This is a genomic window from Amycolatopsis sp. NPDC089917 (assembly GCF_040684635.1).
In the GTDB taxonomy this organism is placed as follows: Bacteria; Actinomycetota; Actinomycetes; order Mycobacteriales; family Pseudonocardiaceae; genus Amycolatopsis.
The window spans coordinates 162,623-176,366 of record NZ_JBFBGL010000006.1 but is presented as its reverse complement, the minus strand read 5'-3'; the positions used below and the strand labels follow the sequence as shown (position 1 = coordinate 176,366).

General features: G+C 68.0%; 14 protein-coding genes. 8 read left to right on the top strand and 6 right to left on the bottom strand.

Going from position 1 to position 13,744, the window contains the following annotated elements; translation table 11 throughout:
• Positions 1–182, bottom strand: a 182-nt coding sequence (locus AB0N89_RS07425) for a hypothetical protein (protein ID WP_364201188.1), incomplete at its 3' end; no start/stop codon positions are given.
• A 58-nt stretch (positions 183–240) separates the two neighbouring features.
• Here AB0N89_RS07425 and AB0N89_RS07420 point away from each other — a divergent pair.
• Together AB0N89_RS07420 and AB0N89_RS07415 are read left to right on the top strand one after the other, a co-directional pair.
• Entirely contained in the window at positions 241–693 is a 453-nt protein-coding gene (locus tag AB0N89_RS07420; protein ID WP_364201176.1) for a MarR family winged helix-turn-helix transcriptional regulator, read from the top strand.
• An 81-nt stretch (positions 694–774) separates the two neighbouring features.
• Complete coding sequence (locus AB0N89_RS07415; RefSeq protein ID WP_125787678.1) at positions 775–1,764, top strand: malate dehydrogenase; 990 nt, start codon at positions 775–777, stop codon at positions 1,762–1,764.
• A gap of 12 nt (positions 1,765–1,776) precedes the next feature.
• Here the strand turns inward: AB0N89_RS07415 and AB0N89_RS07410 are convergent, their stop codons facing one another.
• Entirely contained in the window at positions 1,777–2,160 is a 384-nt protein-coding gene (locus AB0N89_RS07410) for a MerR family transcriptional regulator (RefSeq protein ID WP_364201174.1), read from the bottom strand.
• Positions 2,161–2,212: 52 nt separating this feature from the next.
• Between AB0N89_RS07410 and AB0N89_RS07405 the strand changes: the two genes are divergently transcribed.
• Complete coding sequence (locus AB0N89_RS07405; protein WP_364201173.1) at positions 2,213–3,049, top strand: NAD(P)-binding domain-containing protein; 837 nt, start codon at positions 2,213–2,215, stop codon at positions 3,047–3,049.
• Here the strand turns inward: AB0N89_RS07405 and AB0N89_RS07400 are convergent.
• Complete coding sequence (locus AB0N89_RS07400) at positions 3,046–4,521, bottom strand: helix-turn-helix domain-containing protein (RefSeq protein ID WP_364201171.1); 1,476 nt, start codon at positions 4,519–4,521, stop codon at positions 3,046–3,048. The genes AB0N89_RS07405 and AB0N89_RS07400 overlap by 4 nt on opposite strands.
• A gap of 180 nt (positions 4,522–4,701) precedes the next feature.
• Here AB0N89_RS07400 and AB0N89_RS07395 point away from each other — a divergent pair, with 180 nt between their 5' ends.
• From AB0N89_RS07395 to AB0N89_RS07380, 4 genes are read left to right on the top strand one after another with little or no spacing between them, the layout of a single operon-like run.
• Positions 4,702–5,715: an amidohydrolase family protein gene (locus AB0N89_RS07395; protein ID WP_364201169.1), complete on the top strand. Its 1,014-nt coding sequence runs from the start codon at positions 4,702–4,704 to the stop codon at positions 5,713–5,715.
• 1 nt (position 5,716) lies between these two features.
• Entirely contained in the window at positions 5,717–6,433 is a 717-nt protein-coding gene (locus AB0N89_RS07390; RefSeq protein ID WP_364201167.1) for an iron-sulfur cluster assembly protein, read from the top strand.
• Entirely contained in the window at positions 6,430–7,455 is a 1,026-nt protein-coding gene (locus AB0N89_RS07385) for an NAD(P)-dependent alcohol dehydrogenase (RefSeq protein ID WP_364201165.1), read from the top strand. Before AB0N89_RS07390 ends, AB0N89_RS07385 begins: the two co-directional genes overlap by 4 nt.
• A gap of 59 nt (positions 7,456–7,514) precedes the next feature.
• Positions 7,515–9,965: a DUF6493 family protein gene (locus AB0N89_RS07380; protein ID WP_364201163.1), complete on the top strand. Its 2,451-nt coding sequence runs from the start codon at positions 7,515–7,517 to the stop codon at positions 9,963–9,965.
• Here AB0N89_RS07380 and AB0N89_RS07375 read toward each other — a convergent pair.
• Both AB0N89_RS07375 and AB0N89_RS07370 read right to left on the bottom strand, forming a co-directional pair.
• Positions 9,948–11,081, bottom strand: coding sequence for an SWIM zinc finger family protein (locus AB0N89_RS07375; RefSeq protein ID WP_364201161.1), 1,134 nt, complete (start codon positions 11,079–11,081; stop codon positions 9,948–9,950). The two genes, AB0N89_RS07380 and AB0N89_RS07375, sit on opposite strands and share 18 nt — an antisense overlap.
• 228 nt (positions 11,082–11,309) lie before the next feature.
• A complete protein-coding gene (locus tag AB0N89_RS07370; RefSeq protein ID WP_364201159.1) occupies positions 11,310–11,513 on the bottom strand; it encodes a hypothetical protein in 204 nt (67 codons plus the stop codon).
• Positions 11,514–11,670: 157 nt separating this feature from the next.
• Between AB0N89_RS07370 and AB0N89_RS07365 the strand changes: the two genes are divergently transcribed.
• Positions 11,671–12,543: a helix-turn-helix transcriptional regulator gene (locus tag AB0N89_RS07365; protein ID WP_364201158.1), complete on the top strand. Its 873-nt coding sequence runs from the start codon at positions 11,671–11,673 to the stop codon at positions 12,541–12,543.
• Positions 12,544–12,549: 6 nt separating this feature from the next.
• On the opposite strand, the gene AB0N89_RS07360 is transcribed toward AB0N89_RS07365, so the two are convergent.
• Positions 12,550–13,743 carry a ThiF family adenylyltransferase gene (locus AB0N89_RS07360; protein WP_364201156.1) on the bottom strand — a complete coding sequence of 398 codons (1,194 nt, stop codon included), beginning with the start codon at positions 13,741–13,743 and terminating at the stop codon, positions 12,550–12,552.
• Position 13,744: the final 1 nt, after the last annotated feature.

Here is a 13,744-nt window from a genome sequence, read left to right as displayed (position 1 = left end):
CCGGTGGCGAGTTCGCGTGCGACGCCTTCGGTGGAGAAGCGGCCGAGATGCCGCACCGAGCCGCCGCGCCGGAGCGGCGCTAAAGCCACTTTCGAGACGCCTGATGTCCCGAAAGTGGCTTTCGCGACACCCCCCCCCCGGCCCTCCAACGACCCTTCCGCCAACTCGTTCGACAGGCTCAATGTTAGATATCGAACGATTCGATGTCAAACCCTTCGATTGATGCGCTAAGCTGGTCCCGTGCAGAAACCGACCACGGCACCCATCGGCGTCGTCCTCGCCAAGACCGCGAAGACCGTCGGGCGCGCCTTCGACCAGGCCTTGGCCGCCGACGGCGGCTCCCAGCCCGTGTGGCAGATCCTGATCACGCTCAAGACCCGGCGGGTGGCCAACCAACGGGAACTCGCGGCCGCGGTCGGCATCCAGGGCGCGACGCTGACCCACCACCTGAACGCCATGGAGAGCGGCGGGCTGATCACCCGGCGGCGCGACCCGGACAACCGGCGCGTGCACGTGGTCGAACTCACCGACGAGGGCGAAACGGTCTTCCACCGGCTCGCGAAAGCGGCGATCGCACACGACAAACGCATCCGCGCCGGATTCAGCGACGAAGAGATCACCACACTGGCCGGACTGCTGTCCCGGCTCGCCGCGAACGTGGCCGGTGGTGGCATCGATCAAGAAAAACAGTGACTGGACGCACCCGAACGGCGACTCGGGACAGGACTAGCATCGCGGTACAAAGTCGATGTCGCCTCAAGCTGGAGAACCGCAATGACCCAAGCCCCTGTCAACGTCACCGTCACCGGTGCGGCCGGCCAGATCGGCTACGCGCTGCTCTTCCGCATCGCGTCCGGTCAGCTGCTCGGCCCGGACACCCCGGTGAAGCTGCGGCTCCTGGAGATCCCGCAGGCGGTCAAGGCGGCTGAGGGCACCGCGATGGAACTCGAAGACGGCGCGTTCCCGCTGCTGTCGGGCATCGACATCTTCGACGACCCGAAGCAGGCCTTCGAGGGCGCGAACGTGGCCTTGCTGGTCGGCGCCCGCCCCCGTGCCAAGGGCATGGAGCGCGGCGACCTGCTCGAAGCCAACGGTGGCATCTTCAAGCCGCAGGGTGAGGCCATCAACGCCGGCGCGGCGAGCGACATCAAGGTCCTCGTGGTCGGCAACCCGGCCAACACCAACGCCCTCATCGCGCAGGCGCACGCGCCCGATGTCCCGGCCGACCGCTTCACCGCGATGACCCGCCTCGACCACAACCGCGCCCTCGCGCAGCTGTCGAAGAAGCTGGGCGTCCCGGTGACCGAGCTGAAGAAGGTCGCGATCTGGGGCAACCACTCCGCGACCCAGTACCCGTCGATCGCGCACGCCGAGGTGTCCGGCAAGCCCGCGACCGAGGTCATCACCGACCAGCAGTGGCTGGCCGACGACTTCATCCCGACCGTCGCCAAGCGCGGCGCGGCGATCATCGAAGCCCGCGGCCTGTCCTCCGCCGCGTCGGCCGCCTCCGCGGCGATCGACCACGTGTACACCTGGGTCAACGGCACCCCCGAGGGTGACTGGACCTCGGCGGCGGTCGTGTCCGACGGCTCCTACGGTGTCCCGGAAGGCCTGATCTCCTCGTTCCCGGTCACCGCCGCGAACGGCGAGTACAAGATCGTCCAGGGCCTGGAGATCGACGACTTCTCGCGCGCCCGCATCGACGCTTCGGTCAACGAGCTGGCCGAAGAGCGCGACGCGGTGAAGAAGCTCGGCCTCATCTGAGCCTGAACCACCTCACGAAGGCGGCCGCGTCCCCCGGGACGCGGCCGCCTTTTCGCTGCCGATGATCGTGTCGAGATTCGCGCGGGTGGTCTCCAGCTCGCCGATCGCGTCGTCGATCCGGTCCCGCTGCTGCCGCAACGCGTCGACGAGCTCCGGGCAATCAGGCGTCAGCCAGCCGTCCTCGTCGACGATGCAGGGCAGGATCTCCAGGATCTGCGCGGTGTTCAGCCCGGCCGCGAGCAGGATCCGGATCCGCCGCACGGCCGCCACATCGGCGTCGCCGTACACGCGATAACCGCTCGGCCGCCGCTGCGGGGTGAGCAGCCCCTGCTCCTCGTAATACCGCAGCGCGCGCTCGCTGACGCCAGTCCGCCGTGCGAGTTCCCCGATCCGCATCCGCGCTCCAGACTTGACTCTCACGTCAATGTCAAGGTTTAGCTTAGCCGCCATGACCACCGTGACCGTCCTCGGACTCGGCCCCATGGGACACGCCCTCGCCGCCGCGTTCACCGCCGCCGACCACCCCACCACTGTCTGGAATCGCACTCCTGGCAAGGAAAACGGCCTCGACGCCGACGTCGCCGCCACCGCGGCCGACGCGATCACGGCCAGCCCTCTGGTGATCGTCTGCGTGCGGGACTACGCCGCGGCACGGTCGATCCTCGACACCGACGCGCTCGAAGGCCGCACCCTGGTGAACCTCAGCGGCGGATCACCGGAGCAAGCCCGCGCGATGGCGCACTGGGCGACCGAACACGGCATCGAGTACCTCGACGGCGTCATCATGGCGACCACCGACGCCATCGGCGGACCGGACGCCGCCCTCTTCTTCAGCGGACCCGCCGACGTCTACGAAACACACCGGTCCACCCTCGCCGCGCTCGGCCGGAACACCCACTACGTCGGCGCGCACCCAGGACAGGCCGCCGCGTTCGACGCCTCCCTGCAGGACATGCTCTGGACCTCGATGAGCGGCGTGGTCCACATGTTCGCCCTCGCCAAGGCCGAAGACATCGCACCCGCCGACATCGCCGGACACGCCAAAGCACTACTCGGTTTCTTCCCGGACATGATCGACCTGCTCGCCGACCAGATCGGCGCGGACCACTACCCCGGCGACCACGGCACCCTCGACTCCACCGCGGCCACCATGGACCACATCCTCGACGCGATCCGCGCACGAGACTTCGACAACGGCGTCCTGTCCGCCGCCCGCGCCGAAGTGCAGCGAGCCCTTGACGCCGGACACGGCTCCGACGGGTTCGGCAGGCTCGCCGCCCTCTAGGAACGGAATTGCCGCGCCTTGATGCCGTACTGACCCATCTTCCGGTACAACGTCGCCCGCCCCATCCCGAGCTTCTCCGCCGCACCGACCACAGTGGACCCCGGCTCGGCGAGACAACGCACGATCTCGTCCCGCTCCATCGCCTGCAACCGGCTCAACCGATGACCCACCCCGGAGAACACCTCCGCCGGCAGATGACGGCCGTCGATCACGTCCGACCGCGACGCCGCCTCGTGCACCACCCGGCGCAACTGCTTCGCGTTCTCCGGCCAGTCACAGGCGGCCAGCGCCCGCACCGCGGCCGGGGTGAACACGACCTCCTTGCCCCGGTCGCGGCGGGCGAAGTGATGGGCCAGCGGGAGCACGTCGTCCGGCCGGAACCGCAGCGGCGGCACCTCGACCACGACCTCCACCAGCGGACCCAGCGCCTCCGGGATCGCGCCGGGATCCTCCGCGGTCAGCACGAACGGCGGCGGCTCACCCTCCCGATGCGCCTGGGCGAACAACCCCGCCAGCTCGGCGGCCGCCCACGCCGGAAGCGTGTCCACCCCGGAGACGATCACGCACGTCTCGTCCTTGACCAGCTCCGGCGTCCACAGCGTCAGCCAGGTGTCGACGTCGTCCGGAGCGGGCGGACGCGCGTTCAGCACCCGGTCCCTCGGCCGCACCGACCGCCGCGCCGCCGAAGCCAGCGCCGTCTTCCCCGCCCCCGCCTCACCGACGACGGCGACCACCCTGCCACGCCCCAACGCCGACGCCGCCTCGTCGAGCGCGTCCTCCCAACCCGGCGACAGACTCGGGACATCCGCCGGATCGAACCGGTCGGCATGAACCCGGAACACCTCACCGCGCGGCGCGGGCCTCGGCGTCCGCCCAGAGGCACGCGCCAGCATCAACGCCGCCGTGTTCCCGGCAGCCGCCTGCGCCAACGCCAGCAGCAACTCCGACGACTGCTCAGACCACGTCGTCAGATTCACACTTCCGGCCAGCGCACCGGTCAGCGGATCCAGCACCGGCACCGCCGCGCACGTGTATCCCCGCAACCCCGTGCAGTAATGCTCCGCCGCCCGTACCAACGTCGGCGCGCGATCGGCCAGCGCCAACCCCAACCCGTTCGTCCCGGCGTTGCTCTCCGCGAAGTAGAACCCCGGCGCCAGATGAACCCGATCCAACGACCGGTTGATCGACGCATCGGTGCACAACCTGCTCAGCACCAGACCCTCACTGTCAGTGATCATCAAGCTGACCGGCTCATTCGCCAGCGTCGCCTGCAAACCCCGCAGCACCTCGTTACCGCACTCGTAGAGCAGCGAACCCGTGTCCAACGACCCCGTGAACACCGGCCGGACCTCGTCCTCGGGCGCGCCGTACCGGGCGCTGCGCTGCCACGACGCCCGCAACCGCGGCGCGATCACCGCACTCGCACTCTTCGCGTCGAACGCGCGGCTCGCCGACACACGCGGGTTATCCACATCGACCTCCCGGGACGCCACAGTGCGTTCGGACCTCGGCTCAGCGTACGTCCGCGACCACCACCCCACAGCACGGTCGGTGTCTCAAACTGAGACACCGACCACCTCCCTGACCTGCGTCGACACCCCTACCGTTCACCACCGACGTGCCAACGGCGGCCACGAACGCGGAGGAAACCCATGTACACCAAGGACGGCGAGAACTACTTCATCGTGGACGCGCACATCGCGCTCTGGGACGCCCGGCCGGAGAACCAGGCCAACATCCACGGCAAACAGTTCATCGACTGCTTCTACGACTACCACCGCAACCTCAGCCCCGAATCCGAGCTCTGGTCCTACGAGGAATACCTCTACTACGGCGGCGCACGCCTGATGAAGGACCTCTTCCAGGACGGCTACGTCGACCACGCCATCTTCCAGCCCGCCCACCTCGGCGCCTTCTACAACACCGGCTTCGGCCAGACCGAAGAAGCCTTCGCCCTCACCCAGGCCCACCCCGACAAACTCACCTACAACCACTGCTTCGACCCACGCCTCGAACAAGCGGGCCTCGACCAGCTCCGCCGCGACGCCGAACGCTTCGGCCTCAAAGGCGTCAAGCTCTACACCGCCGAATGGCGCGGCGACTCCCGCGGCTACAAACTCGACGACCCCTGGTGCCGCCGCTACCTCGAAACCTGCCTCGAACTCGGCATCCGCAACATCCACATCCACAAGGGCCCGACCATCCGCCCCCTCGACCGCGACGCCTTCGACGTCGCCGACGTCGACAAGGTCGCCACCGACTACACCGACCTCAACTTCGTCGTCGAACACTGCGGACTCCCCCGGCTCGAAGACTTCTGCTGGATCGCCACCCAGGAACCCAACGTGCACGCCGGACTCGCCGTCGCTATGCCGTTCATCCACACCCGCCCGCGCTACTTCGCCCAGATCATCGGCGAACTCCTCTACTGGCTCGACGAAGACCGCATCCAGTTCTCCAGCGACTACGCCCTCTGGACCCCGAAATGGCTGGTCGAACGGTTCGTCGACTTCCAGATCCCCGAAGACATGACCGAATACGCGCCACTGACCACCGACCAGAAACGCAAGATCCTCGGCCTCAACGCCGCCGCGATGTACGACCTCCCGGTCCCCGAGGAACTCCAGGTCCGGCGCGTCGAAACCCAAGCCGTCTCGGTGGCCTGACATGCGCGAACACGACGCCTACACCGCACTCCACGCCGTCTACGACCCCGAACTCGACGAACCCATCACCGACCTCGGCTTCGTCCGCTCCCTCACCGTCGAAGACGACCACGTCACCGTCCACCTGAGGCTCCCGACGTCGTTCTGCTCACCGAACTTCGCCTACCTCATGGCCTACGACGCCAAAGACGTCCTCACCGCACTCGACGGCGTCTCACACGTCCTGGTCGTCCTCGACGACCACCACGACTCCGACCTCATCAACCGCGGCCTCGCCGCCGACGCAGGCTACCGCGGCACCTTCGGCGACGAAGCCGGACAAGACCTCGACGAACTCCGGCTCACCTTCCGCCGCAAAGCCCACACCGCCGCCATGGAACGCGCCCTCACCCTGTTCCTGCGCGAAAACCGGGAACTCGCCGAGGAACAACTGCACGACGTCACCCTCTCCGACCTCCCCGCCCACCGCACCACCCACGCGCTCCTGCGCCGACGGGCCGCGCTGAACCTCGACACCGCACCGGAAGCACCGGTCCTCGTCGACGACCACGGCACGCCCTACCCCCGCGAAGAAGTCCCCCTACGACTGCGCTTCGCCCGCTCCGTCCGCATCTCCGTCGACGGCAACGCCCACTTCTGCCGCGGCCTGCTGCGCACCCGCTACCCGGAATCCGCAGCCGACCAGACACCCCGCAACCAGGAGGTCCACGCATCGTGAAAGCGATCCAGGTCGTCGGCTACCACGAGAAGCTCCAGCTGACCGAGGTCGCCGAACCCGAACCCACCGGCCCCCACGACGTCATCGTCCGCATCGGCGGCGCCGGCGTCTGCCGCACCGACCTCCACATCCTCGAAGGCCAATGGGCCGGGAAATCCGGCGTCACCCTGCCCTACACGATCGGCCACGAAAACGCGGGCTGGGTCCACGCCGTCGGCAGCGCCGTGACCAACGTGGCCGAAGGCGACAAGGTCATCGTCCACCCCCTCATCACCTGCGGCCTCTGCCGAGCCTGCCGCTCCGGCGACGACGTCCACTGCGCGCGATCCCAATTCCCCGGCATCGACACCTCCGGCGGCTACGCGGAGTACCTCAAGACCTCCGCCCGCAGCGTCGTCAAAATCGACGACTCCCTCGAACCCGCCGACGTCGCCGCCCTCGCCGACGCCGGACTCACCGCCTACCACGCCGCCGCGAAAGCCGCCCGCAGGCTCAGGCCCGGCGACCGCTGCGTCGTCATCGGCGCCGGCGGCCTCGGCCACATCGGCATCCAGGTCCTCAAAGCCCTCACCGCCGCCGAACTCGTCGTCGCCGACCGCAACCCCGACGCCGTCGAACTCGCCGTCACCATCGGCGCGGACCACGGCATCGTCGCCGACGGCACCCAGATCGACCAGGTCCTCGACCTCACCGACGGCGAAGGCGCCGAAACCGTCATCGACTTCGTCGGCGAAGGCGGCGCCACCAAGGACGGCCTCGCCATGCTCCGCCGCGCGGGCGACTACCACGTCGTCGGCTACGGCGAGAACATCGACATCCCCACCATCGACGTCATCTCCACCGAGATCAACCTGATCGGCAACCTCGTCGGCTCCTACACCGACCTCTGCGAACTCATGGTCCTCGCAGCACAGGGCCGGGTGAAACTCCACACCGCGCAATACCCGCTCGAAGAGTTCCAGACCGCGCTCGACGATCTTGACGCCGGACGCATCCGCGGCCGGGCCATCCTCGTCCCCTGATCCTCGTGAGTGGCTGGGACGGCTAGAACCGTCCCAGCCACTCACGACACAATGGACACGTGCACCTCGACGCGCTCCTCACCGGCCAACCCTCGGACGTCCTCACCCGGACCCTCGAACTCCCCCGAGCCGAGCGAAAAGCCCTCATCACCGAACTCCTGGCCGCGTTCAAGGACAGCAGCGAGTTCGTCGAGATCGAACCCAACACCTACGGCGCCCGAAACCCGCTCAAAGGCCAGCAAGCCGCGACCGCGCTCTGGGCCGTCCTCCCCGCAGGCGACCCTCTGCTCCGCAGACTCTGGATCGCCTCACCCACGATCCTCGAACGCGTCCTGCAAGACCGATCGCTCGCCGAACGCAAGACCATCGCCCTCCGCATGATCGGCCATCAAACCGCCTGGGAAGCGATCCGCCGCATGATCCTCGACGGCGACCTCGAACCCATCCGCACCCCGGACTACCACGCGGGGTGGTTCCGCTGGGCCGGCCGCTTCGGCGGAAAACCCCTGGCCGAACGCCTCCGCACAGAACCCGAAGCACTCACCGAACTCTGGGAACTCCTCGAGATCGAAGGCAACGGCGACGCCAGCTTCGCCGCCTTCGACAAATACGTCCGCGACGAAGACAAATGGTCCACCGCACTCCTCCAACTCACCGCGACCGGCGAAGTCGACCGCACCAGACTGCTCGACCTCACCCTCGACATCCTCGCCCGCGACTTCGCCGCCTTCCGCGCCCAGTGGTTCGCGGCACTCCACGAAGCGCTCACCCCGACACCCGACGAGCGCGCGGCAGCACAAACCCGCTACGCCCGGCTCTGTGGAAGCAGCCTCCCCCGCACCGTCTCCTTCGCCGTCAAAGCACTGTCCCTAGTGGACAAACAAGGCGACCTCGACGACGAGATCGCCCTCCAGCACCTCCCCGCCGCCGCGGCCGGACGCGGCGCCGCCACCGCCAAACTCGCACTCAAGCTCACCACCCGCATCACCGACCGGCGCCCCGAACTCACCGACCTCGCCAACGAAGTCTTCGAAGCGGCGCTCACCCACGAAGCCTCCGACGTCCGCGCCCTCGCCACCGCACGACTCGGCATCACCCCCGACGCGCCGACGACCGTCGACGTCGCCGACTACCCGGAACCCGTACCGCCACCGTGGGAACAGCGCAAGACGCTGACCATCCCGCTCGACATCCCGGACACCTCGGCAGCCGTCGCCGAAGCCTTGTCCTCCCTCCTCGCCGACCCAGACCAGGCCGACCTCTTGCTCGCCACCCTCGACGGCGTCCACCGCGTCGCCGAAGACCTCAAGGACGCCCTCAAACCGCTGGTCAAACGCGCCACCAAGATCGCGGGCGAGAAACACGCCGCGGCCGTCCCGAAACTGATCGCCACCCTCGTTCTCGGCCTCAGCGGCCGCGACGTCGCCCACCCACCGCGGGTCGACGGCTGGCGCCGCCCACTCCACCACCGGGTCACCGCCCTCCTGGAAGGCACCGCCTGCCCCGTCTCCGCCGCCACCCACCGAGGCGGCTGGCTCGACCCCGTCGTCTTCGTCACCCGCATGCTCGAACACCCGGAAGCTCCCGAGGACGACGTCGTCGACGCACTGCTCCGGCTCGCCCCGGACACCCGGCCCGAAGCCCTCGCGCTCGCCACGACACTCACCGGCCCCCACGCCGAAACCATCCGCTACGCCCTCGGCGGACCGGCCATCGGCGACACCGGCTGGACCGCACTCGCCGCTGCCCGCGCCCGCCACCCGGAATCCTCCGACCCCGCCGCCACACTCCGCGGGAACCCCGGACCGCCCATCACCTGGACCGCGAAGGTCGGCCCCGCCGACTACGGCATCACCTCGCTGGACGTCGAACAAACGCCCGAACCCGTCGTCGCGCCGAAGACACCCTGGCTCGGCATCCGATTCGACGAACCGGATCGCCAATGGCTCGGCTTCACCGAATGCCATGAAGCCGTCTCCTCGCCCTACGACCGCGACCATCTCGAAGCCGCCGTCGCCGGAAACCTGTTCTACAACGACTACGAAGTCGGCTATCCGGTGGAGAAGGCGACCTTGCCGCCGTTCCTGGACAGTCCTTCGATCCCCGGCTACCCCGGCACGATGCTCATCGCCACCACGCTCGTGCTGAAACGACCCACCTCGGCACAGCTGGGCACCGACGCCGCGCTGACCTTGCTGGACCGGCGGATGCTCGGCCCCCGCGCACTCGGCGAGGCGCTGGGAGTGTTCGGCCCTCAGCTCGTCCCGACGAGGCTGGCTCCCCGTCTCTCGGTCATCGCGAACGAACACCCGATCGCCATCTTGTCCACATTGGACGCATTGCTGCCGAAGCTGGAACCCGCACAGCGTGGCCTCTTCGCCTTGCTGGAACTCGCCGCCGACCTGGTGGACCGAGGCGCGGGCACGATCAGCGCCGAAACCAAGGACTGGCTGGCGGGCTTCAAGGGCAGCTCGAAGGCAGCGAAGGCGGCGTCACGCCTCAGCCGCTGACATCCGGGCCGCCAGCACGTGGGAACACGGTCCTCGGCTCTCCTGATACTTGGCCCACCAAGTACAGGTACAACCCGCCGGGGACAACCGCACGCGCTGCACCGACCCGGCGCGCGTGATCTCGTAGCCGCCGTCGGGCAAGGACCGAACGGCCCCGTCCGCCACGAGCTGACGTGCCTTCGCCAGCCTGCCGTTCGCCGGAGCACTCCCACTCGGCAACTCCCGCGGGAACCACGTGCCGTCGACGACGTCGTGGCCGGCGCGACCCGCGACGAGTTCCGGCACGTCGAGCCCTGCCGCCAAGGCGTTCAGCCAGCCGCCCTCACCCGAGAAGCCCCGGGACGCCTCCGGGGACAACGTCACGACGAGCCGCGCTCGCTCCAACTGGAGCACCCAGCTCGCGACCTCGCTGCCCGGTCGCGTGTGGACAGTCAGCCCCTGGGTGAACCGGATGAGCGGCTCGACCACTCTCAGCCGATGCAGCCCGGACGCCGGGATCGAGTCCGGGCCGGACCGCGACGTCAACCGTAACCCGCCCCCCGACCGCACGGCCCACGATCTGCCGACGGCGGTGGGCAACCGTCGCAGGAAGGCCCGCGCTTCGACCTTGCTCAACTCCGCCTTCTTGACCGCGCTCGCCGTCACAGCGGCGACCTCGGCGAAACCCGCCACCCAACGATCCGGCAGCGGCACCACCGACTCGTCGTTCTGCCCGTCGAGGGTGCGCAGATGGATCCCCTCGCCGCGAACGGTCAAATGCAAGGGATCCTGCGCCACGACTCCGGCCAGGACGGTTCGCGTCGCGTCGGACAGGTCGACGTTCGTACAGCCCTCGCCGGCACTTCCCGTGTCCGGGAGATCGAGCCTGGCGTAGACACCACAGCACGGCGAGAAGGCCTCCGCTCGCAGCGTCGTCCGGTCCGCTGTGAACACCGGGTCGGACTCGGCGATGAGCCTGTTCACCATCGAAGGCGGCATCCAGAACCGCGTCCGCGCGACCTTCCCCAGCACGAGCAGCGCTTGAGCGGCCTGTGCTCCGGGTTCGAGGAAACCGTCGAAAAGCAGCGGTGTCCCGACTGTTTCCTCGACCGGCTCGAGCGAGATCTCGGTGATCATCGGGCAACCCTAGCCAGGCCCCCCGACATTCTTTGCGGTGTATTTCTTCAGATCTGAGAAGTTGATCTTGTTCACTGCTCTGCGGTATAGATCGTTATACACTTCTTGATCGAAGAGAGTTCCGACACTGTCGGCGGCAGGCCTCGAACGTGGCTTCGAGACCTGCCGCCGCCCTCCCCCGACCCGGAGGTTCGACGCATACGGCGCACTCCCCTCCCCTGGGGTCGACTATCTGGCCGGCCCCCAAGTGGCGCCCACGTCCGGGGCAGGGTCCTGATATTCCGAAACCAAGCCGGGGCGAGTGATCGTCACTCCCCCGCCCTGGAAGGACGCACGCTCGTCCTGGCCGCAGGTTCGTCCGGCCGCGTAGCCGATCGCCAGGCCCAGTGGCAGCAAGGCCAGTTCGGCGATTTGGATCCAGTTGGCGAACATCGGTCTCCCCGCTCTTCCGTCTACCTCGTCTCTCAATGCTATTCGCCAGCTATGCGCCCTCAAAGCGGCTATTCGTGTACTATTCGCGCATTAGTGCTGAGCCGGAGTAGCATGATCGCGCACCGAGCAGCAGCCGAACCCCCTGCGAAAGAAGACCATGCCCACGTCACCGCCCCACCCCGGCTCCGACCGCGCACGGCTCGCCACGAAACTCCGCGAGATCCGGGCCGCCACCGGACTGTCCGGCAACCAGTTCGCCAAAACCTTGGGCTGGCCTCAATCGCGAGTGTCCAAAATAGAGACCGCGACACAGTTCCCGACCGGCGACGACATCACCAGCTGGCTCGCCGCGGCAGGCGCCGCCGACGAAGAGGGCTTGGTCGCAGAGCTGCTCAAACGCGCTCGTGTGGAGTCGGTGTCGTTCCGCCAGGAATTCGGCAAGCCCGGCGGAGCGACCGCCAAGCAACGATCGGTCCGCGAGCAGGAGCAGCAAGCCGCACGTGTCGCCACGTACCAACCGGCGCTGCTTCCCGGACTCGTGCAGACACCGGACTTCATGCGGAAGCTGCTCGCACTCCCCTCAGGCCCGGCGCATACGGGCGGCGCCTCCCACGTGGACATCGAACAGATGGTGGCCGTCCGGATCGAGCGACAGACGCTGCTGCACGACCCGCGCAAAACCTTGCCACTGGTGATCGGCGAAGCCGCCTTGTGGACGCGTATCGGCGACCTGGAGACACAGCTCGGCCAGTTGGACAGGCTTCAGACCCTCGCCGGCCTCCGCACGGTCGACCTGCGAGTCGTGCCGTTCGCCACCGCCACGCCGATCGCTCCCTTGCACGGATTCAAGATCTTCGACGCCGAACTCGTCGTCGTGGAGACGTACGCCGGCGAGCAGCTGATCAGGGATCCGGAAGAGATCGCTTTGTACGAGCACATGTTCAGTCTCTTGCGAGCTGAAGCCGTGTCCGGGGCCGAGGCGGCCCGGCTGATCCAGAACGTGTCGCGACAGCTGGCGGCAGACTCTTGAGGAAGATCACCCGGCTGCCCGGCACGTCCGGCATTCCGCGTGCGGTGTTTCCAGGCTCGTGACGAAACTGTGGTCCATGGTCACGAGGCTGAAGCCGTACTGACAGTTCAGAGCGAGCTTCGGCGCATCGGTGATCAGGCACATCACAGCGTGCGCCACCAGGTTGCCCGCGACTCCGGCCGTCACCGCATTGGCGGCGTGCGCCGGAATCGTCGCGGCGGGCCGCCACGTCGCCAGCGGCGGCCGCGCGGCGTCGCGATCCTGCTCCGCGAGACGGGCGCATTCGTAGCACGGTCCCGCACCCGGCCGGTAGACGCCCAGGTTGACCTGAGGGCCATGGTATCCGCCGTACACCCAGGGCGTGCCCGTCGACGTACACGCCTGGTTCGTCCAGGTCCGGATCTCCGACGGGTGATCGGCGGTCATGATCAGCACGTCACAGTCCGCGGCCAGCCTCCGCAGCGACGCCACGTCCCCTATTCGTGTCGGCTCTCCGGTGACTTCGACATCCGAGTTGGCCGCTCTCAACCTGTCCACTGCCACGTCGACCTTCAGGAGACCCAAATGCTCTTCGGCGTAGAGGATCTGACGGCCGAGGTTGGACAGCTCGACCACATCCGGTTCGACGCAGTGCAGCCGTCCCACCCCTGACATGACAAGGCTCAGGGCGGCCGTGCAGCCGACGCCACCCACGCCGACCAGCACCACTCGCGCCTGAGCCAACAGAACCTGGAAGTCCCAGCTCGAACTTCTTCGCCTCAAATCGATCCACCGGTAGAGCGACCGGCTTCGCGAATGACGCTCGAGTTGTCGCGGGGTCAGCGCGACAACCGCCGGCTCGTCGGCGTCTTCGACATAGCCGAGCTCGGCCAACGTCTCGATGGCCGCGACGACCTCGTCGGGACACGAGTCCGGGAATCGATCAGCCAGATCTGTCACGACCCGGCTCACCGTTCGGGTTCCGTCGAGAAGGTCCAGTAACGCCCACACCGCACCGTCCCGGTCTCTCAACTCGGCGGCGATGCCGAACACCTCCCCGCCGATCCGGATCCAGCCGTCGCCGAACCGGACCGGACGATGCTCATCTTTGATTCGTGGACGCACCGGAACCCCTCCCAAGGTCAACCGTTGTCTCCGCTGTAAACGTGGCGAATCGCGTCGGTACGCTCCACCATCACGATCTCGATCATCGCCGGCCACC